Source organism: Leclercia sp. M-A074-M, from assembly GCF_965195605.1.
GTDB lineage: Bacteria > Pseudomonadota > Gammaproteobacteria > Enterobacterales > Enterobacteriaceae > Enterobacter.
Genome location: NZ_CBDAHM010000001.1, coordinates 253,312 through 274,531, shown reverse-complemented (window position 1 = coordinate 274,531; position 21,220 = coordinate 253,312). Strand labels below are relative to the sequence as shown.

Below are 21,220 nucleotides of genomic sequence, written 5' to 3'. Positions count from 1 at the left end.
AATGATTTATTGTATAAACGGTTTTGTTGCTGCAATAATAGGCAAGGAGCATATATTAATAGCACGTTAACTAAATTATAATTCTTTCATATCCGGCAGATAGGTGAGGTTAGTATGCGGTTTATTGTCATGTTCTTAAGCGTTGTGGTTGCCACCCATGCCTGGGCAGGTGAACTGCCCAAACCCGCCGGTAAAGCCCTTTTAACCCTGTCCGGTAATATACAAAATACAAACGAAGACGGGAAAGCCGTTTTCGATGTCGCCAGCCTTGAGAAACTCGGGATGGTCAGTTTCCAGACTACTTCACCCTGGTATAATGGGCGCACAACCTTTACGGGCGTGCCGCTGCAAAAGCTTATGGATTACGTTGGGGCAAAAGGCACCGTTGCTAAGGTCATTGCGCTCAATGACTACACCACCGTTATCCCGCTCAGTGATTTTAAAAAATACAACGTTATCCTTGCCTTGAAAGTCAACGGTGAATACATGCGTATCCGTGACAAAGGCCCGTTATTCATTGTGTATCCCTATGACAGTCTGCACGAACTGAATAATCAAATTTATTATTCACGATCGGCATGGCAGGTCAGCAAAATGAATATTGAGTAGGAGTTCAGAAGCGCAACATGAACAGGATACTGGCGGGCATCATTTTTTTCCTTTTTATCTCTACGGGATATATCTCTTTCCTTGTGCACGAGAGGCAACAAGAGTTACAAAAACTGACGCACTATACGGACTCATGGTCCGCAGCTCAGCTGGTATCAGAATTTTATCGATTCGAATCAACGCTCGGTCTTTACGCCAACGGTATTGACGCTTTGACGATTGACGACGTGCGCCTGCGTCTTGACATTATGCTCAGCCAGAGCGGTTTAATGAAAGAGGGTGATTTGGGGCGCTATATTGCCAGCAATAAAGCGCACCATGAACTGGCGGTAAATATAGAAAATATTCTCAAAGATCTGGACGCTAACCTTGAGAAAATGGACCGTCCAGCGCTCCAGACCTACCTGATTAAAATGCACCTGCTTGATGCCCCCTTAAGCCGCCTGTCATCCAGTGCGTTAGACAATGATATTAACTCGATCAATAAAGCTAATCTCAAAATACAAACGTTATATTATATTTATTCAGCGGCTTCTCTACTGTTAATCATTTTGAGTGCCATTCTTGGCGTGCTGATATTCTTCCAGAACAGAAATATTCTGACGGCGCATCTTCAGGTCAAAAGCCTTGCTGAAGAGCTGCAAAAATCTAAGGAGAAACTGCAAATCCAGAATACACAGCTGGAATATGACGTTTACCATGACTCGTTGACAGGCATGAATAACCGCCAGTTTTTCTGGGAAAATATAAAGAAAATCATTCAGGTGGCGGAAAAAAATAATGAATCTGTGACCGTCATGCTGTTTGATCTGGACCGCTTCAAGGAGATCAATGATACCTACTGTCATGATGTTGGCGATATGCTGCTGCGCCAGATCTCCGAACGCCTGATTGCCATGAGCCTGACGACCGATACCCTTTATCGCTTAGGCGGGGATGAGTTTGCCTTTCTCTCGAGCGGTTTGACAGAGAGCAGCGCCGTTTCGCGCGCGCAAAAAATATGTGCTTCTATCAACCAGCCGTACACCATTTATAACACCATCATTAATATCGCCACCTGTGTCGGCATTGTTATCTCGGACACGGAGCGCCGCTCCGACTTTCTCTATAAATTTGCCGATCTGGCCCTGTATGAAGCCAAAAAAGAGGGCCCCGGACAGATAAAAGTCTTCCGGCCGATCATGTTACAAAAGCTGCAGGAGAGCAGAACCCTTGAGCACGATCTGGCGATGGCCTTAGCGAATAAAGAATTCGTGGTTTATTATCAGCCCATTGTCGATTCGTTCAGCCGGGAAATTTACAGCTATGAAGCCCTTGTTCGCTGGGTGCATCCATTAAAGGGGCTTCTGTCGCCGGACAGCTTTATTCCCGTTGCGGAAAAGACAGGCATGATTAATGAACTGGGAAGATCGGTGCTTGAACTCGCCTGCCGGGAAGCGGCGACCTGGGCGGTTCCGGCAAAAATCTCGGTGAATGTTTCGCCTATCCAGCTCAGCAGCAAAGCCTTTGCCGGCATCGTGCTCTCCATTCTCGAAGAGACAGGGCTTGCGGCCGATCGTCTGGAGCTGGAGGTGACGGAATCCTCTCTCTTTACCGATAACGATACTCCGCTCAATACCCTCAACACGCTCAGAGCCCGTGGCGTGCAAATCTCCATTGATGATTTTGGTACGGGGTATTCTTCCCTTTCGCGGCTGAGCAAGCTCGCCTTCGATAAAATTAAAATCGATAAATCCTTTGTCCATTCGATCTCTGACCAGGACGACGCCCTGACCATCATCAAACTGATTACCGGGATGGCGAAGTCCCTTAATATGAAGGCGGTTGCAGAAGGGGTCGAAACGCAGGAACAGCTGGAAAGTCTCCAGGCGCTGGGTTGCGATCTCGCCCAGGGTTATCTTTTTGGTAAACCGCAGCCGGGAATCGATGGCAGGATCCGCAACGGATAAATCGCGTGGCCGGATGAAGGCGTGGTGAAAAAAGAAAAAAACATAAATGCCCGTCAGGGCATTTATGTTTTAAAAAGCGATTAATGGAAGAACAGTGCAATCAGGATAATGATTGGAATAGGTACGCCTAAAAAGAAGAGTAATAGTGAGCGCATTTTAAACCTCCTGCTTAATTAAGAATTATAAATCACGTTGACGACCACCGAAGGTCGCACACAGGCTGGCAACGAAAGCACCGGCCAGCAGCGCAATAAATGTCCAGAGCATCAGATAGCTTGTGGTTTTACGTGCGGCATCAGCAGCTTGCTGCGCTTTCTCCTTCGTTTCTTTTAATTTAGCCTGGGCTTTGTCATAGGTGGTTTGTACACGCTGTTCAGCTTCTTGCTGACTGATACCGGTCTTTTGTGCAATCAGCTGGGCGACATACTGACGATCTTCCGGCGGTAAGGTACCGGTGGTAATGCTGTTGGCAAAAATACCGGTCACTTCACTTACCTGCGCAGGCGTTAATGGCTCAGCAGGTGCGGCTGGCGTGGCGGGAGCAGGTGCAGCGGTTGGATCAGCAGGATCGGTAGCACCGTTTGCCGGTGTGGCAGGGTTACTGGCCCTGAACATCGAATTCACAAAATAGTCCATGGATGAACCCGGCGCCTCAGACGAACTGTTCGCCATACCCGCCGCGCCAGCTGCTGTGGCCGTCGCAGCCCCGCCGGCAACGGTACCCACGACTTTAGCGCCGCCACCAATCAGGGCGCCCACGGTGCTTGTAAACAGCGCCGCAGAAACCAGTGCAGCGACAGCCCAGGTTAAAAACCCGTGGGCAGTATCGCGGAAGTAGACTTCATCGGTACGGGTATCGACCCATTTGGTACGCAGTCGCCCGGCTAAATAGCCGCCCATGCCAGACGCCACGATTTGCGTGAACGTCAGCCAGGCGATGGCAGCAATGCCCACCGTGCCGGCGTCAAGCCCGCGGTTTTCCCAGGGTGAAATCGTTGTCAGGCCCAGCCCGGTACCCAGCATTAGCAAAATTAGCGACAGGGATGCCGCTGCCGCTGCGCCGGCAAAGATGGCACCCCATGATACGGCACTGCTGTTCGTTGTGGGCAGGGGCAGCCGCGAATCGGGATAGGTTGTGTTAACCGTGGCGTGTTCATGAATGTGAGTCATAGCTGTTGTCCTTTAATTAATCTTTGCGTTCGGAACCAGGAACTGATTGAAAAACAGGAAACATTATCAACGTGAACGTTTAAGCCCTTGAGGGACCGGATGATGTCATTTATAACGAGGAAGGCTGTAAAACTGACCGAAATAAAAAACAAAAATCAACGATCTAAGAATAGTTGATAATTTTGCGCCGGACGGCTTTTCAGCTTTAAAAATCCGTTACCGCTTCGGATAACGGATTTTATAATAAGTCTTGTCGTCGTCAGGCGCGTCAAAATAAAGGCAACAGAATTAGGCTACGCCGGTACCGCCGTCAGAGCACCAGACCTGACCGGAAGCATAGGAACACTCTTCAGATGCCAGCAGAACATACAGCGGTGCAATCTCCACGGGCTGACCCGGTCTGCCCAGCGGCGTATCTGCCCCGAACTGCTGCACCTTCTCCTGCGGCTGACCACCGCTTGACTGCAACGGCGTCCAGTAAGGGCCCGGCGCCACGGCATTCACGCGGATCCCTTTCGGCCCAAGCTGTTTTGCCAGTGATTTGGTAAACGCCACGTTACAGGCTTTGGTCTGGGCGTAATCGAGCAGGATTTCGCTGGGCTTAAAGGCCTGAACCGAAGAGGTATTGATAATCACCGCGCCTTCCGTCAGGTGACGCAGGGCGGCGCGGGTGATCCAGAAGGGGGCATAAACGTTGGTTTTGAAGGTCGCGTCGAAAGCGGCGGTGGTCAGATCTTCAATGGATTCGCAGAACTGCTGTCTACCCGCATTGTTGACAAGAATATCGAGCCCGCCGAGCTCCGTCACGGCGCGCTCAACCAGTGTCTCACAGAACGACTCCACCCGAATATCACCCGGGATCGCGACGGCTTTGCGTCCTTCCGCCTGAATCAGGGCAATAACGGCTGCCGCATCGGACTCCTCTTCCGGCAGATAGCCAATGGCCACGTCTGCCCCTTCACGGGCATAGGCAATCGCCACCGCGCGACCAATCCCGGAATCGCCGCCGGTAATCAGCGCTTTTTTACCAGAAAGTCTGCCCGAGCCGGTATAACTCGTCTCGCCATGATCGGGGATTGGCTTCATCTCTGACGCCAGTCCGGGCATTTGCTGCGGCTGTTCCACAAACGGGGGTTGTGGGTAGTTTTTTGAAGTGGTGTTTCCTGATGTCATCCCGACCTCCTTTATCAATGAATTTAAAGCGTAGCCACTGTGACGGAACGCACCTTTCTGGAAGGGATAATTCAGATTATTCTTCTTCTGGATATATTTTTGATTTTATCTTCACTTTGTAAGGCTATTAAACACGCGCCCCCTTTTTTGGCTGCTAGCATGAGGGCGGATGAGATTATTTCTGCTGTCGTTTACGGGTAATACCGGAAATGAAGCGTCTGAGATGTTTTTTGGGTGAGCGCCTGCGTGTGGCGTTGATTTTTGCCGGATCGACGACGACCTTATTCGCTTCCGGGAGGATCGGCTTTTGGCTGCCCGAGCGATATTGCCGGAGGGCGCCTGAATCGCCATGAATAAACAACGCGCATGACAGGAGGAGGGGAAATAAGATCTTCTTCATCGTCTTTAGCCTCTCTCCTGAACGAGCATGCAAGCAGGGCAGAGTTTCCGGCGATCCTCTGCCCGCTGTGCTACCTTATTTCTCTATCATCTGGATAATCTGATCCCGGTTGATCGCATGTTCATTTCCCGCGATATCTTCATAAGTAATGAGGCCATTATCATCATCAACTTCGGGTTTGCCGTGAGTAATAATCATCTCACCATTTTTCTTCTGTAAAACATAATCGCTTGAACATCCGGCGACGGTGAGGCTCAATAGCACCAGGCTAATGACAGCCACAACTTTCTTCATTACAACTCCTTATTTACTCAAGCCTGTCACAGGCACAATGATGCCGCACGCTAGTTAAATTGCGTCAGAAGCAGTGCAGCATAAATCACGAACATGAAAAAGAGCGTACCGATAACGACGCGGCGTTCGAGAACCAAACTATTTTTTTCAGAACTCTTTTCTGGTTTATTTAACATGATTACCTCTTTTCGTTAGCCCACCATTACCCCTGAAACCCTTACCGGTAGGTTATATTTGTGGGTATGTTGTAAGAAGTTTTCTACTTGTGCAGCAGAGTCGTTCCATTCGTAGGCCTTATTAAGTAAGGCATATTTCCCGGTGCCAAAACGATGGTAGGGAAGTAATTCGATAAATTTGAACGCAGGACGGTGCCAGGTCAGGGAATGTATCAGCATGAACAATTTTTCAGCCTGTTCGGGGCTATCGTTAAAGTCTGGAATAACGGGGATACGGATAACGATCTGTCGATCTCCCTGCAATAATCTTTCAAGGTTACGCAGGATGATCTTATTACTCACTCCGGTATAGCGTTTATGCTGCTCGTCATCGGCGCTTTTCAGGTCAAAGAGAATCAGATCGCAAACCGATGCGATCTGTTTTACGGCGCGCCAAGGGGCGTACCCGGCGGTTTCAATTGCCGTGTGAATATCCTCTGCGCTAATTTTTTGCATGAGTTGTCTGGCAAACTCGGGCTGAGTGCACACTTCACCCCCGCTGAGGGTGATGCCGCCCCCGGATTGACGAAACCAGGTTTCATCCGCCATGACGCGGTTAAAAACGGCCTCTGAGGTCAGTTTTTCCCCTGTCACATTAAGTGCACCAGCCGGGCAGCTCTCTTCGCATCGCCTGCAACCCTGACACTGACGCGAGCGATCAAGCGTGTGCACACCGTCCACCCAACGATGTACGCCGGCCGGGCAGTGCAGGGCACATTTTCCACAGTGAAGGCAGCGCTCAGCATGCCAGAAGATCTCGCTGCCAGAGTTGAGCCCTTCCGGGTTGGCGCACCAGCGGCAGCGCATCTGGCAGCCTTTCAGAAACACAACGCTGCGAATACCCGGTCCGTCATGCAGCGAAAACCGCTGAATATGTGTTATCCAGCCGGATGCCGGCTCAGAAGCGACGTTGAGTGGTTCGGCTGATGATCTCATCCTGCACCTCTTTACTTAATTCAACGAAAAAGGCGCTGTATCCTGCGACACGGATCATCAGGTTGCGGTACTCCGCCGGGTTTTGCTGCGCCTTCAGCAGCGTTTCATCATCCAGGTAGCTGAACTGCAACTGGGCATTTCCCAGGATACTGGCTGTCCGCAGCAGATGGATAAGGCTGTTTTGCCCTTCCGGCGTTTCCAGCATGCCGTACATAAGCTTGATGTTATGGACCATGCCGATATCCATCTCTTCAACATTGATTCGGCTGACCGAGTTGATGATCGCGGTGGGGCCCAGATAATCTGTCTGCTGGGCAGGGCTTATTCCATCCGCCAGCGGCTTGCCCGCAAGGCGACCGGATGGAAGGGCGCCGGTTATTAGCCCAAACGGCGTATTGTTCGAGATGGAGAGCGTGCCGAATGCAAAAGGTGCATACAGCATCCGATACTGACGATGCTCCTTTTCCAGAAAGTGCACGCTTTCACGGGCCATCTCATCCACGTCGGCAATGTCGTTACCGTATTTCGGCACCCGCAGGCATGCAGTAAGGAGCGCCTCATAACCGACAAAATTATGGTCGAGCGCGTCAACAAGCTCTTGCAGCGTGAAGCGGGAGGTTTCAAATACCAGCCTCCTGATGACCATCAGAGAGTTCACGAAGTCGGCAAGCCCCGTCCAGATAAGACCCGGCCCCGCATTCAGAAACGCGCCGCCCTGGGTGACATCCTTCGCGGTGGCCATACAGCCCTCGATGAGGCTCGACATCAGCGGTTTTCTGGCATGATCCGCATGCAGTTTTTGTACGATGAGCGTGACCTGCGCGGCCTTTCTGACCATAGCGGATAACTGGGCCATAACCGCACGTTTGACATCTTCATAGCAGTGGAACTGCGACACCTCGCCGGTGCGGGGGCCTGTCTGCTTCCCGGCGCGCGAGCGGCCGTTATGCAGCGCCATCTCGATCGCTGCGGTGAAGGTGGTATAACCCACGGAGGTCCACTGGTACATTTTCCCCGCTTTCTGTGGCTCGACGCAGCCCATCAGACAGTAGTCCCGGCCATCTTCATAGCTGAACCCTTTATGCAGCATCATGCGAATATGCGCATCATCGAAATGGCACGCCGGAAACCCCATTCCGCCGCGCACCACATCCACCACCTTGCGCATAAAGGACTGCGGCGACTGATTGTGAATTCGCACGGCCAGGCCCGGTTGATAAATTTTTAATCGCGCGGAGCAGTCCATAATGAGCAGCGTGAGCGGATTGGTGGCATCGCCGCCCTCACGCTTCTGTCCGCCGACCACGAGGTTGATAAAGGGCTGATACCCGGCGAAGTACATTGCCGTCGATTCGCTGCAAATCCACAGGGTTTCCGCCATCTTAATCAGCCAGCAGCAAAGCAGCTCTTCAGCCTGGGCATGCGTTAAGGTCCCGTCCCTGAGATCGCGCTCCAGCAACGGCCAGAGATATTGATCGACGCGGCCAAGGGAGATACCGGTCTGATTCTCTTCCAGCATAAACAGCGAATGCACGAACCAGATAGCCTGCAGGGCATCGTAAAAATGCTGCGGAGGATGTTCAGGGACACGCTCGCAAATCGTGGCAATCTGCAGCAGTTCTTCCCGGCGAAGGGGGCGGGTCTCGGCCCCGGCCAGCTGGCGCAGATAACGCGCATAGCGCCGGGTGTAAGCCATCACGCCGTCACAGGCGTGCTGCACGGCGGTATAAAAATTAAACGCCTCGATGCCGTCGGAGGTGGCGGGATCGAGGGCGGCCAGGTGCGCGGCCGCCTCATCCCGTATTCCCTTTATCCCTTTGGTCAGCAGAATATTGTCGTAGCCCGGGCAAGCGTCACCGCCGCCGTTTTGGGTTTTAATCGTGACGTCGCATATCGCATCGTCATGACACCACTCCCACAGCCCGACGGTTTTTAGCTGCGTCTCCGCCATCTCATCCAGAGAGCGGCCTTGCCAGTAAGGAAATACCTCTTCCCGCAGGAGACGTTTCGTCTCGTCGTCAATCTGGTAAGGATCCTGGGCCCGGAAAGGGAGGTTATCCAGCTCGTCGGCCACCCAGCGCCAGCTTATTTCCGGCGAAACTTCACCCCCGCGCGCGCCGCCCGCAGGGTGGCTGACGATAAGCTCGTTTTCGGCGACATATAAAGGCGCGTTCTCGCAGGCATGACGAAACGCTAACGCCCTGAGCAGAATATTATCCATTCCCGGATTGGCCTGATAAACCCGGGTGACGCTGACAGCCCGATGGGCAGAAATAAAGGGCTTCGCCTGTAAAAAGGCGTCGCGCAGCCGTTCCACACGCGATGGAAGGGGTTTGCTATTCATACTGTCGATCCTTTAAAACGCAATCACGATGAGTCCGGCGACGATGCAGCCGATCCCCACCTTTTCCAGGGCGCTGCTGCGCAGTTGATAAAAGATGCTGCTCAGGAGTGAAATCATCACAATGCCGGTTCCTGACCAGGCCGCATAGGCGACAACCGGTGAAATCCAGCCCATCAGCATCGACAGGGCAAAAAAGGCTGTCGCGTAACAGATCAGGCAGAGAACCGTTATCAGCGTATTTTTGAATGTATTGGTTTGCGGCAGCATTAAGGTGGCAATCACTTCTATTGAGACGGAAATAAAAAGCCAGAAAAAGCCAAATAATATATTAACCATTTAAAACCACACTGTTATCTTTTTTGTTTGATAGCAAGGTTGAGAATTAATGTGCCAATAATAACCATGCACACACCTATCCACGAATCCTGTGTCAGGGTGAAATCAAAGTAACGGGTTTGTATAAAGGTAATACTAATGATCCCGACCGCAGACCAGATAGCATAGGCCACACCTATATGAATCCGCCTCAGGGCGAGAGATAAAAAATAGTAGCTAACGCCATAACAGATAATGGCCAGTACGCCAGCGGAGATAATTTTAAAACTGTCAGAAAGCGATAATAATGTTGTCGCGACGATTTCAATGGATACGGCAGCAATAAGCGCAGTAACGCACCTGGTTAAAGTCATTGGATTATCCTTGGTTATAAGTCACCAATAGTGTTTGGTTCAGGTAACAGGATGCCGGGCAGAATTTAATCCGCTTATTCTATTCTCGGTGAATTAAATGAATACTTTTAAATAGCTCTGTTTAAATAATAAATATCCCCTCAAGGACCAGACAGGCTTCGCCCGTCAGCGTCACGCGGCCCGTATCGTTAATATGGCAGATCAACTCTCCTTTACGGCTGCCGCCCTGTTGTGCATGGAGCGTTTTTTTCGCCAGCTTATCGCTCCACAGCGGGGCCAGAAAGGTATGCGCCGAGCCGGTAACGGGATCTTCATTGACGCCCACCTGGGGCCCAAACCAGCGGGAGCGAAAATCAAACTGACGAGAAGGCGCCGTCACGACCACGCCGCGGGTGTTGAATTTCGCCAGGGCGGTGAAATCTGGCGTTAAGCCGTCGAGTTGCGCTTCGTCATCCATGACCACGATCAGATCGGAGGCCTGCCAGATTTCAGTCGCCCCGGCAACGATGCCAAGTGCTGACAAAAGCCCGTCCGGGGCCGCAATCCTGCGGGGGGTGACGAGGGGAAAATCCATCGTGAATTTTCCATTATCCGAGGTAACGGTCAGCTCACCGCTGCGGGTGGAAAAACGAACCGTCTTGCCCGACTCTTCATGGCGCAGAAGCACACTGGCTGCGGCAAGCGTCGCATGACCGCAAAGGTCGACTTCAACGGCAGGGGTAAACCAGCGAAGGGCGTAATCGTGGCCCTGCTTAACAACAAACGCCGTTTCGGAGAGATTATTCTCGCTGGCTATACGCTGTAACAGCGCATCCTCCGGCCACGCTTCCAGCAGACAAACCGCTGCGGGATTACCCGTAAACGGCCCCTGAGAGAAAGCATCCACCTGGTAAAAAGGAATGCGTTGCGGATAACTATTTTTCATTCATCACCTCAAGATCGTTATAAACCGTATAACGTGTCACACCCAGCGCCTGGGCCGCATGTTGCACGCCCCCCCTCATTTTAAAAATGCCTTTATCGCGCATCTCCGCAACGATTTTAAGGCGTTGCGTTTTCTGAATTTTCTTTCCGGTAACGGTATGTTTTTCAATAATTTCCTGAATTGATTGCTCAACAAGGCCACCCAGGTTGAGATCGGCTGCATCCGTTTCGGCAGGCGCGGTGGCCATGATGATGTCGAGACTTTTGCGAATGTGTTCATACGGCGAGGTGTCGACATTAATGCAGAAAGCCATCAGCGGATGGCCGTCATCGCTGTAGTAGATGGTGGAGGCGCTGTTGAGGATCTTCTCCGAGGCGGTCACGGTTTTATAATCTTTAACCGTCAAGGACTTACGTCCCTCGTTTTTACCGAGCAACAGGGCAAATCCCTTATCTTTCTCGGGGCCAGATAACAGGTGGTCGCCTTTACCTCTGCCGCTGACATGCCCGTTAATGATTTTGACAATCGAGCATTCGGGCGTGGTGAGATTGTGTAAAACGGCTTCCTGATTGGCGGAGAGCGTACCCGCCAGCGCCTCCATGGCGGCTTCCAGTGGCCCGGAAATTAGCTCAATCTGTTCTGCATATTCTGACTTCATCATTTTTCCTTCGTCTGGGTCATTGTCAGGGCCACGAGTTTACCCTTTGCCACCCGAACCTTCGCCTCTGTAGGGGAGAATGGGCTGGCAGTCTTAAATTATACTCATAATGTTTAATTATCAACAAAAAGTTGATTTTTGGTTTTTGCAGGGGTAAATTCACCGCCACTGATGGCGGGCTTCCTTCCCGGGAACCTCTGAAAAGTGGGAACTAGTATGAAAATCATTGGACTTATCGCGTTAGCGGGTATCCTGACGGCGTGCAGTGTTATCCATCCCTTTGGTGATGCGACGGTGTATCAGGTCTATTCGGTCTCTTCTCACCCGGGGCTGGTGGGGCGCTACCACTGTATGCGGGATGCCTTGTCGGCAGAGGGCTATGGCGTTGAGGTGATTTATCCTGAGGCGGATAACCCTAACTTTTTTGATATCAGCAAAGCGCAGCAGCGGATCGCTCAGGTAGATATGTACCATGTGCGCGGGTCAGAAGAGATCAATATCACGCTCATTGCCGGGGCAAAAACAGATCTCCGTACCCTGGATGACATCATGCAACCCTGTGTAAGAGGGTAATAAGCTGAGGGAAACGCTAATAATGATGGGGCAATATGTTAGGATAAATAATCAGGCGCGAATAAGAGAGAGGGAGAGGCATGATAAGAAAAAACAGGATCGTTGTGGAATATTCATTATCAGCACTGGAACGTACTAAAGCGGGCAAGCTCATCAACGATCATAAAAAAGAACACCTCAAACCTTACGGTTCTCTTTTTCTCATTCATAAGGCTGCGGTCTCTGTTTTAGCGGTGGCGGCCTTATTTAATTTTATCACCCTGTTGCAGTTAAGCCTGCAAACTGCCCCCGACGGTGATTTTCTCGCCAGAGCAAAAATGTTCAGTATCGCGCTGCTCGTGCTGTTTGGCGTCGGGTTGGCGCTGTTCAAACTCTATGATGTAGTTATGAATAAGGTCATGCAAAAGCAGCAGCAGGCTGAGCAGGAAGACGAGGAGACTTTACAGAAAGTGAAGCTCAACCGCTTCTTTATTGAAAATATCACTAACACCGCCAGCGTTAAAATCTATTGGGAAAAAGTGAAGGAAAGCTACAGAAAAGGGGGTTTTATTTTTATCCATATGCGGAGTGATAATTGTGTGGTGATACCCGAGAGAGTATTTGCCTCAGCAAACGAAGCCGCGGACGTGTTTGACTTTATCAACGCGCAGATAGCGCAAAATAGATAATCGATGACAACCCAACAGCAGTTCAGCTTTGCCACCCGCCCGCTGGTGCCTTTTGCCCATGATTACACCCATGGTGAAACGGAGCCCTGGCACAGCCATACCTGCGCCCAGCTTCTGCATACCCTCAGCGGAGTGGTGCGGGTAGAGACCGGGCAGGGGATCTGGATTGTACCGCCGGGGCGAGGCGTCTGGCTGCCTGCCGGGACGCAGCACCGGCTGCTGATCACCGGTGACGTGGCGGCCCGGACGCTCTTTATCGATCCCTTCGCCCGGGCGGATTTACCCTCAGTCTGCCAGGTTGTGCAAATCTCCACCCTGCTGCGCGAGCTGATCGTCGCCTCGCTGCAACTGCCGGAAAGCTACGCCGCGGGCAGCCGGGCGGAGCGCATTTACGAGCTGATCCTCGATGAAATCAGGGGGATCGGCGTGCTGCCGTTTAACCTGCCGGAACCCCAGGCCCCCGCGCTGCTGGCCCTGTGCCGCCAGATCCAGGCCGAGCCGGGAACAAAATGGACGACGGCGCTGGCAGCAAAAACGCTCAATATTAGTGAACGCACCCTGCTGCGGCACTTTCGCCAGCAGACCGGGCTGGCCTTCAGCGAATGGTTGCGCCGGGCGCGGCTGATGGAGGCGCTGAACCGCCTCGCGCAGGGGCAATCGGTGCTACGGGTGGCGCTGGACCTCGGTTATGAGAGTCACAGCGCCTTTAGCGCCATGTTCCGCCGCACGCTCGGCGTGGCGCCGAGCGACTACTTCCCGCCCGAGGCGCTCTCCGGCAACGCATTCAGCAAAGCCTGAAGCGACGCCCGGGAAACATCGTTGTCGATGCCCGTTCCCCAGCGGCTGGCTCCCTGCTTAAAGCTGCAGCGGATATAGGCCGCCGAGCGGCTTTCGCTGCACCTGCCGAGGGTATGCTCGTGATAATCCTCAATGGCGAAGGCCAGATGAAAACTGGCTTTTATCGCGCTGGCGGCGGCAGAGAGCAGGCCGTTGCCGTTCCCCTCCAGGATCACAATCCCGTCGACGGTCTGGACGCGGGCCCACAGCAGCAGCCCGCCGTCGGCCTGGCTTTCGGTTCGGTAATCCAGCAGCTGCCGTGGGGCGTGCTGATGCGGCCCATACAGCTCGCGATAAAGCTGCCACAACGCACTTAGCGTCATCTCGGTACCTTCCCGATCGGTGTGCGCCTGAACGTGGCGGCTAAAGTCCTGTTGCAGGGCCCGGGGCAGCGCCAGGCCATGATTTTGCTCCAGCATCCACGCCGCGCCGCTTTTGCCGGACTGACTGTTAACGCGGATCACCGCCTCATAGCTACAGCCGATATCTTCCGGATCCACCGGGAGATAGGGCATCTCCCAGCGCGGGGAGAGGGACTGTTCCCGGGCGTGAAACCCTTTTTTAATGGCATCCTGATGCGAGCCAGAGAAGGCGGTAAAGGCCAGCTTACCGGCGTAAGGATGGCGGGGATGCACCGGCAGCTGGTTGCACTGTTCCACAAGTTCCACCACCTGCTTCATATCGCTGAAATCGAGCTGCGGCGAAATCCCCTGGCTGTAGAGATTCATCGCCAGGGTCACCAGACAGACGTTCCCGGTGCGCTCCCCGTTACCGAACAGGCAACCTTCCACCCGGTCGGCACCCGCCAGCAGGGCGAGCTCGGCGCTGGCAACGCCGCTGCCGCGATCGTTATGGGGATGGACGCTGATGCAGACCTCGCTCCGACGGGAGAAGTGGCGGCAGAAATACTCGATCTGATCGGCATAGACGTTGGGGGTGTTGACCTCCACCGTGGCAGGCAGGTTGACGATCATGGGCCGTTCGGCAGAGGGTTCCCAGACATCCGCCACCGCCTCGCAGATGTGCAGGGCAAACTCCGGTTCGGTAAAGCAGAAGGTTTCCGGCGAATACTCATAGGTCCAGCGCGTCTGCGGGTTGGTCTCGCACAGCGCACGTATCTGCCGCGTGGCGCTGACCGCCAGCTGGACAATCTCCTCCTGGCTCTGGCGAAAGACCAGCTGGCGGAACAGCGGCGCAGTGGCGTTATAGAGATGCACCGTGGCGCGTTTTGCCCCGTCGAGGGAAGCGAAGGTGCGCTCAATCAGATCGCTGCGGGCCTGGGTAAGCACCTGAATGGTGACATCATCCGGGATGCGCTGCTCCTCAATCAGCTGGCGGACAAACTGGAAGTCCGTTTCGGAGGCGGAGGGGAACGCCACCTCAATCTCCTTGAAGCCGCATTTGATCAACTGCTCCCAGAAGCGCAGCTTGCGGGGGATATCCATCGGTTCGGCCAGCGCCTGGTTGCCGTCGCGCAGGTCGGTTGAGAGCCAGCGCGGGGCGTGGGTCAGCCTCTTATCAGGCCACTGACGGTCGGGTAACGAAATGGGGGCATAGGCCACGTACTTTTGCGAAGGGTTGCGCAACATAGGGGTTCTCCAGGTGATGTTCTGTTTTTATCCTGGCGAAGAACGGAGCAGGGTACTGGCGCAAAACTGACAACCTGTGGCGAGGATCCGCCATTTATTTCACTCCGAGCAGAGCCTGCTCCATCAGTTGCGCCAGCAGGGCCTGCGCCCGTGGTTCTGCCTCGCTGCCGTGCTGTTCGAGGGTGATCCCCAGCCTGCCCGGCGTGGGCAGCACGCTTCCCGCCGCCCGCAGGCTGGCAGGCATCCCGATCCGGGTCCGCAGCGTCACGCCGAGCCCGGCCTGCACCGCCGCCCAGATCCCGCTCAGGCTGTGGCTGACAAAGACCACCCGCCAGGGGATGCCCGCCCGGTTCAGGCAGTCGATGGCGTGGGTGCGCATCAGGCAGGGGGTGTCGAACATCACCAGCGGCAGGGGCTCGCCCCGGGCAAGCAGGGAACGGATCTCCATCTCCGGAGGCTGGATCCACACCATCTGGCTCTGGCCGATCGACCGTCCCTTGCGTGGCTCGCTCTCGTTCTGCCACAGCAGCACCATATCCAGGGCGTGATCGTCAAAGGCGTTGAGCAGCGCCCGGTTGCGATCCACTCTGGCAACGATCCGCACTCCCGGATGGTGGCGTCTGAATTCGCCCAGAATGCCCGGCATCAGCGACTCACCAAAATCCTCCTGCATGCCGATGCGGATCTCCGCCTGCAGCAGCTCGCCTTTCAGCGCAAACTGCACCTCGTCATTCAGCGCCAGCATGCGGCGGGCGTAGCTCATGACGATCTCTCCGTTGCGGGTCAGCGTCAGGCCACGGCCCTTTTTCATCACCAGCTCTGCACCGCACTGCTGCTCCAGCTTTTTGAGCTGGGCGCTCACCGCCGAGGTGGAGCGGCAGAGATGGGTGGCGGCCAGGGCAAAGCTGCCGCACTCAATGCCGGTGACAAAACTGCGCAGCGCATCGAGGTCGAGCGTCGGAGGGAGCTTGTTCATAAATGTCCTGAAATACGGGATGGTGGTGCAAATATAATTTGATTTTCAGGATGAAACTATGGGGCCAGAATCGCCTTACTGTCAATGCGGAGAGAACATCATGGCCACATCCCTTACTTCTGAAACCCTGAGCCGCGTCGCGCCGAAACTGGCCGAGCTGAGCAAGGAGGTGCTGTTCAATGACATCTGGAAACGCGACGCGCTCTCCCCGCGGGATCGCAGCCTCATCACCCTGGGCGCGCTGACGGCGCTGGGGCGTGTACAGCAACTGCCCTGGCATATCGACTTTGCCCAGCAAAACGGCCTGACCCGGGAGGAAATTACCGAAGTGTTCACCCACCTGGCGTTCTACGCCGGCTGGCCTGCGGCGGTCTCCGCCCTCGGCTGCCTGGAAGAGGAGTAACCCGATGCCCTTTACACGTGTCTCCCTGCGGCCGGGGTACAGCGACGCGCAGATAGCGCAGATCTCCGACCTCCTCCAGCAGAGCCTGGAGGCAGAATTCGCGGTTCCGCCGGGGGACCGCTTCCAGATTTTTGAGGAGATCCCGGCCACGCGGCACCTGTTCGATCGCCACTATAAAAGCGGCGGGCGCAGCGACAAATTTATTCAGTTTCACATTCTGGCGGGCAAGCCCCGCACCGCTGCGCAAAAGCAAAATCTCTGCCGCAGGCTGTGTGAAGAGCTGCACAGGACGCTGGCTATTCACCCGGATGACGTCATGGTGATGATCCAGTTCAATACCGCCGAAGAGTGGAGCTTTAGTCGGGGAAGGATGCTGTCTGAGGAGGGGTTATGATCGTTATGCAATATCGCTTCACGCTGCCAGCCGACTACGATATGACCATTATTGAACGGCGTATTGCGGAGCATGGCGCGGAGCTGAACGGCTTTCCCGGCCTGCTGTTTAAGGCATTCCTTGTTGCCAGACGCGATGCCGCTTTTAGCGTGGAAAACCGCTATGCGCCGCTCTACGTCTGGGAGAGTGCCGCCGGGATGACGCAGTTTTTACAGAGCCCCGGTTTTCGCAGGTTGACGGAGGATTTTGGCTGGCCGCAGATCGACACCTGGCTGGCGCTGCGCCTGCCGGCTGTGGCAGAGGTGAAAAGTGCCGCCTGGCTATCGATTGCCCGCGAGACGATCCCCGTGCACAGCGACCTGTCGGCACTGCAACTGCATGCCCCGCTTTGCGGGTGGGATGTCAGCCGCTGGCAACTGTTGCAGGTAAATTTTGGCGAGACGCCGCAGGAGGGGAGGGAGAATTACCGGGTTGCGTATGTGGCGAGTGAGGACATACGTTAAGTTCCCCACCGTTGATCAGGCTTAACTCTTGATACAAGGTGTCCGGCGAACCGGGCACCTGTTTTTTTCCTTTCAAGGCTCGCTATTTCGGATGGACATAAAAGAATAGATGCTAAGGCGCTGGACGCTGGAAGGGCAAAATGCCGGTTACATATGGGATTTGCCCAGGATGGAGCGGCCTCAAAAGCATTCAAACAATGCCCATCTATCCAGGATAATAGAATTCGATTCTGATGCCGCTCGGTTCGTAACACATCATATGCATTGATGGCCCCTCCCGGATTAAAGTGGGTTCAAATTCGATTTCAATCTGATTCGCCTTTAACAGGTCAACAAGCCTGAACAGATCCACTTTATTTTCGACCCGTAAAGCTAAGTGATGAAGTCCGACATTGGTTTTACGATTAAATGTAATGGGCTCATCGGTTTGTGTTTTCCATAGCATGATGGTCAGCGCATCATCTCTTACGAAGATAGCGGGATAATCTTCACGTCGTTTCACTTCCTCCCAGCCCAATATATTGGTAAAAAACGCAGCGCTTTCTTCAAGCTTAGATACGGCTAAGCCGATATGTTGCACACCAGCAGTAACAGCCATCGTTGTGTTCTTCAGAGAAAGTGTTTTAGCCAACGCTTACATCACCCATCGGTGAAGAGGTCTGGCGGATGTGGCGGTCAAGGAAGACCCGAATATCAGACCCTATCTCTCTGGCGTGCGTTTCAAGGGCAAAGTGGCCCGTGTCGTAGAAGCGGATTTCCGCGTCTGGCAGATCGCGTTTCCAGGCTTCAGCGCCCGCCGCCATGAAAAAGGGATCGTGTTTACCCCACACGGCCAATAACGGGGGCTGATGCTGACGAAAATAGTGCTGAAACAGAGGATACATCTTCACGTTTGAGGCGTAATCCAGTAACAGGTCAAGCTGAATCTCGGCATTACCAGGCCGTAATACCTGCATTCCTTCAAGGGAATAGCCATCGGGTGAAACCTGGCTTTGATCGGCAACACCTTCCAGATATTGCCATTTGATTGAAGCCGGGGTCGGAAACTCACGCAGCGCATGCCGGTTTTCAGGCGTGGGCTCGCGCCAGTATCTCTGAATGGGTTCCCAGGCCTCGCCCAGGCCCTCTTCGTAGGCATTGCCATTCTGGGAAATAAGCGCTGTCACACGCTCCGGATGGGCTAATGCCAGCCGCCATCCGACAGGGGCACCGTAGTCATGAACCATCAGCGCATAGCGGTTGAGATTAAGTGCTTCGGTAAACCGGTCAATGGTTTCCGCGAGCTGGTCAAAGGTATAAGCGTATTCACCGCGCGCTGGCGCCTCGGTAAAACCGAAGGCCGGCAAATCTGGCGCGATTAAGTGATAACGATCCGCCAGCTGGGCAAAAAGATCCCGAAACATAAATGATGAGCCTGCGAAGCCGTGAAGTAACAACAATACAGGCGATGCCGGATCGCCGGCCTCACGGTAGAAAACGTTAACATCACCTGCCTGTTTATAGCGGTAATGCACCGGCGTAGCGGGAGCAGATAAATCCGTAGTGGAAGAGATCATGATAAGCCTCATGTAACCTTTAAAGTGGTTATTTGAAGGTTACATGTAAATTTGGTAACCTGTCAAAATGATTTTATGAGTTACGGAGCGGTATGGAATTTAAACCACCTTCTTCTCAGCCCCTCTTCCTGGCTGACAACCTTGCGCTGGATTTTATTAACAGTGAATACGGGACAGGGGATGAACGGCACGACTGTTTTGAAGACGATACCCGCGTCATCGACTGGCTGGTGATAGCGGGGCTTGTGCCGAAAGGTACTAAGGCACCTGATGGGCTCGTGGCGGAAGCCCAGCAGCTGCGCGATGCCGCCAGGGCAGTCGTGCATGCCGCGATGAAGTCCGTTGCGGCTGACCTGACGGTGATTAACCACGTACTCCAGGCGGGGCGTCCTGAGACGACTCTGCAGTGGGACAAAGAGACGCAGCGATACCGGATTACTGTTCGGCCGGAGGTGCTCAGCCCCGCAGGCCTGCTCTGGCCTGTTGCGGATGCGTTGGTGAAACTCATCGCTGACGATAAGTTTGAATACGTGCGGCAATGTGAAGCGCATAACTGTATTTTGCTGTTTCATGATTTGAGTAAATCCCATCGCCGCCGCTGGTGCAGTATGGCGACGTGCGGCAATCGCATGAAGGTAGCGGCATTCCGGAACAGGAAAAATTCGTAGCGATTCTGGACGAAAAGAGAATTGACTGAGGAGAACGATCGTTCTACCATTACTCTATGAACAAAAATACGACTGACACACGAGAAAAAATCCTCGCGTCCGCTGAAGAACTCATTTACCAGAACGGCATCCATGCCACCGGTATGGACCTTCTGGTGAAGACCTCAGGTGTGGCCCGGAAAAGCATCTATCGCTATTTCGCGAACAAAGACGAAGTGGCGGCTGCCGCGCTGAACGCGCGGGATGTCCGCTGGATGGAGTGGTTCAGGAGCGAGTGCGACAAAGGGGACACGCCGCAGGAACGTATCCTGAATATGTTCACCGTGCTTAAAGGCTGGTTTGAGTCGGAAGGATATCGCGGGTGTGCATTCATCAATACCGCCGGGGAAGTGGGGGACAGTGCCGATCCCATCCGGCAGATTGCCAGGCTGCATAAACAGAAAATACTGGATTACGCTCTTGAGCTAACCGGGCAACTGAATATTGAGCACGCTTCAGCCCTGGCAAGGCAATTGCTGTTATTGATTGAAGGCGCTATAACCGTATCACGCGTCATGGGCGAATACAGCGCCGCCGATGATGCAAAAGATATTGCTCAATTGTTACTGAAACAGGTCTCGTAAAAGAGACCTGAACTCACAGGGAAACAGATACTGAAACAGAAATAATTCATCCTCATACCTTTCACACTTATATTCTGTTTTTATGAACAGGATATAAAATTTCATAAAATATCTCCTCCCTTGTCGGATATTAATTCCCGACGCTATTCCCTGCCGCCTTTTTTCTATTCTGACCGGGTGCGATTTTCGTACCTCAAAGGCCATAAAATTAAGATGCTATAATCATATCCTATTGTATATAAAAGTATTTTGTCGGCTTGCTTGTAAGGGGACGGTAAAATAATTATATCGATAATGACATTTTTTATTTTTTTAATCATTTTACAGACTCGCGCTTGACGAGGTAGAACGATCGTTCTACCATGAATGCATGGACAACAAGAACCCTCTGGTAAATGGATGTTGGCGCGACTGCATATTGCAAAACCGCTATGAATGAAAAGGACGTTAAATAACAGGGGAATTAGTCTATATGTCTATATCGAAAAGGCGTTTTAACCCTCTCTGCCAATTTACAGGAGTCTTAACCATGTCTGATGCACAAATTCGTTCGCCACTGCCTCCGTTTACGCTTGAATCAGCAATTGAAAAAGTCAGGCTTGCTGAAGATGGCTGGAATAGCCGCGACGCTGAAAAAGTCGCGCTGGCCTATTCTCTGGATACCAAATGGCGTAATCGCGCAGAATTTGCGAATAATCGCGAAGAAGCCAAAGGCTTCCTTGAGCGCAAATGGAAAAAAGAACTTGAGTATCGCCTGATTAAAGAATTATGGGCATTTGGCGGCAACCGCATTGCCGTCCGTTACGCTTATGAATGGCGCGATGATTCCGGTAACTGGTTCCGCTCTTATGGAAATGAGAACTGGGAATTTGGCGAAGATGGCCTGATGCAGCGCCGTTTCGCCTGTATCAACGATATGCCTATCAAGGAAAGCGAACGTAAATTCCACTGGCCGCTGGGGCGTCGTCCTGACGATCATCCGGGGTTATCGGAACTGGGTCTTTAACGTCCCGATTGATTCCGCAATGCCCGGCGACTCTCCTGTCGGGCATTTGTGTTGTTTCTCTC

The 21,220-nt window shown here is 53.3% G+C and carries 25 protein-coding genes; 11 read left to right on the top strand and 14 right to left on the bottom strand.

Going from position 1 to position 21,220, the window contains the following annotated elements; translation table 11 throughout:
- The first annotated feature begins 114 nt into the window (after positions 1-114).
- Entirely contained in the window at positions 115-609 is a 495-nt protein-coding gene (locus ACOKCT_RS01490) for a molybdopterin-dependent oxidoreductase (RefSeq protein ID WP_103178989.1), read from the top strand.
- A gap of 17 nt (positions 610-626) precedes the next feature.
- A complete protein-coding gene (locus ACOKCT_RS01485) occupies positions 627-2,558 on the top strand; it encodes a putative bifunctional diguanylate cyclase/phosphodiesterase (RefSeq protein WP_420193087.1) in 1,932 nt (643 codons plus the stop codon).
- A 180-nt stretch (positions 2,559-2,738) separates the two neighbouring features.
- Here ACOKCT_RS01485 and ACOKCT_RS01480 read toward each other — a convergent pair whose 3' ends face one another.
- From ACOKCT_RS01480 to ACOKCT_RS01435, 10 genes are all read right to left on the bottom strand, one after another.
- On the bottom strand, positions 2,739-3,728 hold the full coding sequence (locus tag ACOKCT_RS01480) for a hypothetical protein (protein WP_420193086.1): 990 nt from the start codon (positions 3,726-3,728) through the stop codon (positions 2,739-2,741).
- Between the two features lie 288 nt (positions 3,729-4,016).
- A complete protein-coding gene (locus tag ACOKCT_RS01475; protein ID WP_103178992.1) occupies positions 4,017-4,901 on the bottom strand; it encodes an SDR family oxidoreductase in 885 nt (294 codons plus the stop codon).
- Positions 4,902-5,076: 175 nt separating this feature from the next.
- Positions 5,077-5,301, bottom strand: a complete 225-nt coding sequence (locus ACOKCT_RS01470) for a hypothetical protein (protein WP_420193085.1) — start codon at positions 5,299-5,301, stop codon at positions 5,077-5,079.
- Positions 5,302-5,376: 75 nt separating this feature from the next.
- Entirely contained in the window at positions 5,377-5,595 is a 219-nt protein-coding gene (locus ACOKCT_RS01465) for a YgdI/YgdR family lipoprotein (RefSeq protein WP_103178994.1), read from the bottom strand.
- 191 nt (positions 5,596-5,786) lie between these two features.
- Positions 5,787-6,746: a glycyl-radical enzyme activating protein gene (locus tag ACOKCT_RS01460; protein ID WP_420193084.1), complete on the bottom strand. Its 960-nt coding sequence runs from the start codon at positions 6,744-6,746 to the stop codon at positions 5,787-5,789.
- A complete protein-coding gene (cutC, locus tag ACOKCT_RS01455; protein ID WP_420193083.1) occupies positions 6,709-9,090 on the bottom strand; it encodes a choline trimethylamine-lyase in 2,382 nt (793 codons plus the stop codon). Before cutC ends, ACOKCT_RS01460 begins: the two co-directional genes overlap by 38 nt.
- A gap of 12 nt (positions 9,091-9,102) precedes the next feature.
- Complete coding sequence (locus tag ACOKCT_RS01450) at positions 9,103-9,426, bottom strand: DMT family transporter (protein WP_156654247.1); 324 nt, start codon at positions 9,424-9,426, stop codon at positions 9,103-9,105.
- A 14-nt stretch (positions 9,427-9,440) separates the two neighbouring features.
- Positions 9,441-9,779, bottom strand: a complete 339-nt coding sequence (locus ACOKCT_RS01445) for a DMT family transporter (protein WP_103178998.1) — start codon at positions 9,777-9,779, stop codon at positions 9,441-9,443.
- Positions 9,780-9,900: 121 nt separating this feature from the next.
- Positions 9,901-10,704 (bottom strand): PhzF family phenazine biosynthesis protein, encoded by an 804-nt coding sequence (locus tag ACOKCT_RS01440; protein ID WP_156654248.1) that lies wholly within the window; start codon positions 10,702-10,704, stop codon positions 9,901-9,903.
- Positions 10,694-11,362 carry a helix-turn-helix transcriptional regulator gene (locus ACOKCT_RS01435; RefSeq protein ID WP_214421815.1) on the bottom strand — a complete coding sequence of 223 codons (669 nt, stop codon included), beginning with the start codon at positions 11,360-11,362 and terminating at the stop codon, positions 10,694-10,696. Before ACOKCT_RS01435 ends, ACOKCT_RS01440 begins: the two co-directional genes overlap by 11 nt.
- Before the next feature lie 216 nt (positions 11,363-11,578).
- On the opposite strand from ACOKCT_RS01435, the gene ACOKCT_RS01430 reads away from it, so the two are divergent.
- From ACOKCT_RS01430 to ACOKCT_RS01420, 3 genes are all read left to right on the top strand, one after another.
- A complete protein-coding gene (locus tag ACOKCT_RS01430) occupies positions 11,579-11,935 on the top strand; it encodes a hypothetical protein (RefSeq protein ID WP_159339173.1) in 357 nt (118 codons plus the stop codon).
- Between the two features lie 104 nt (positions 11,936-12,039).
- On the top strand, positions 12,040-12,603 hold the full coding sequence (locus ACOKCT_RS01425; protein ID WP_231736603.1) for a YcxB family protein: 564 nt from the start codon (positions 12,040-12,042) through the stop codon (positions 12,601-12,603).
- A gap of 3 nt (positions 12,604-12,606) precedes the next feature.
- Positions 12,607-13,401: an AraC family transcriptional regulator gene (locus ACOKCT_RS01420; protein ID WP_103823641.1), complete on the top strand. Its 795-nt coding sequence runs from the start codon at positions 12,607-12,609 to the stop codon at positions 13,399-13,401.
- On the opposite strand, the gene leuA is transcribed toward ACOKCT_RS01420, so the two are convergent.
- Positions 13,353-15,029, bottom strand: a complete 1,677-nt coding sequence (gene leuA, locus ACOKCT_RS01415) for a 2-isopropylmalate synthase (RefSeq protein ID WP_103179003.1) — start codon at positions 15,027-15,029, stop codon at positions 13,353-13,355. The two genes, ACOKCT_RS01420 and leuA, sit on opposite strands and share 49 nt — an antisense overlap.
- Before the next feature lie 94 nt (positions 15,030-15,123).
- Positions 15,124-16,005, bottom strand: coding sequence for a LysR substrate-binding domain-containing protein (locus tag ACOKCT_RS01410; RefSeq protein ID WP_103179004.1), 882 nt, complete (start codon positions 16,003-16,005; stop codon positions 15,124-15,126).
- A gap of 100 nt (positions 16,006-16,105) precedes the next feature.
- On the opposite strand from ACOKCT_RS01410, the gene ACOKCT_RS01405 reads away from it, so the two are divergent.
- The 3 genes from ACOKCT_RS01405 to ACOKCT_RS01395 are packed head-to-tail and all read left to right on the top strand — an operon-like array spanning position 16,106 to position 17,305.
- Positions 16,106-16,408 carry a carboxymuconolactone decarboxylase family protein gene (locus ACOKCT_RS01405; RefSeq protein WP_103179005.1) on the top strand — a complete coding sequence of 101 codons (303 nt, stop codon included), beginning with the start codon at positions 16,106-16,108 and terminating at the stop codon, positions 16,406-16,408.
- A gap of 4 nt (positions 16,409-16,412) precedes the next feature.
- Positions 16,413-16,802 (top strand): tautomerase family protein, encoded by a 390-nt coding sequence (locus tag ACOKCT_RS01400; RefSeq protein ID WP_156654250.1) that lies wholly within the window; start codon positions 16,413-16,415, stop codon positions 16,800-16,802.
- Positions 16,799-17,305: a DUF4865 family protein gene (locus ACOKCT_RS01395; RefSeq protein ID WP_420193082.1), complete on the top strand. Its 507-nt coding sequence runs from the start codon at positions 16,799-16,801 to the stop codon at positions 17,303-17,305. Before ACOKCT_RS01400 ends, ACOKCT_RS01395 begins: the two co-directional genes overlap by 4 nt.
- Before the next feature lie 205 nt (positions 17,306-17,510).
- On the opposite strand, the gene ACOKCT_RS01390 is transcribed toward ACOKCT_RS01395, so the two are convergent.
- Together ACOKCT_RS01390 and ACOKCT_RS01385 are read right to left on the bottom strand one after the other, a co-directional pair.
- A complete protein-coding gene (locus ACOKCT_RS01390) occupies positions 17,511-17,903 on the bottom strand; it encodes a VOC family protein (protein WP_420193081.1) in 393 nt (130 codons plus the stop codon).
- Positions 17,904-17,928: 25 nt separating this feature from the next.
- A complete protein-coding gene (locus ACOKCT_RS01385) occupies positions 17,929-18,861 on the bottom strand; it encodes an alpha/beta fold hydrolase (RefSeq protein WP_420193080.1) in 933 nt (310 codons plus the stop codon).
- Between the two features lie 92 nt (positions 18,862-18,953).
- Here ACOKCT_RS01385 and ACOKCT_RS01380 point away from each other — a divergent pair, with 92 nt between their 5' ends.
- The 3 genes from ACOKCT_RS01380 to ACOKCT_RS01370 all read left to right on the top strand — a co-directional run bounded on the left by ACOKCT_RS01380 (position 18,954) and on the right by ACOKCT_RS01370 (position 21,158).
- Positions 18,954-19,529: a CGNR zinc finger domain-containing protein gene (locus ACOKCT_RS01380; RefSeq protein WP_420193079.1), complete on the top strand. Its 576-nt coding sequence runs from the start codon at positions 18,954-18,956 to the stop codon at positions 19,527-19,529.
- A gap of 56 nt (positions 19,530-19,585) precedes the next feature.
- A complete protein-coding gene (locus tag ACOKCT_RS01375; protein WP_103179011.1) occupies positions 19,586-20,152 on the top strand; it encodes a TetR/AcrR family transcriptional regulator in 567 nt (188 codons plus the stop codon).
- 529 nt (positions 20,153-20,681) lie between these two features.
- On the top strand, positions 20,682-21,158 hold the full coding sequence (locus ACOKCT_RS01370; protein ID WP_159339165.1) for a DUF1348 family protein: 477 nt from the start codon (positions 20,682-20,684) through the stop codon (positions 21,156-21,158).
- Positions 21,159-21,220: the final 62 nt, after the last annotated feature.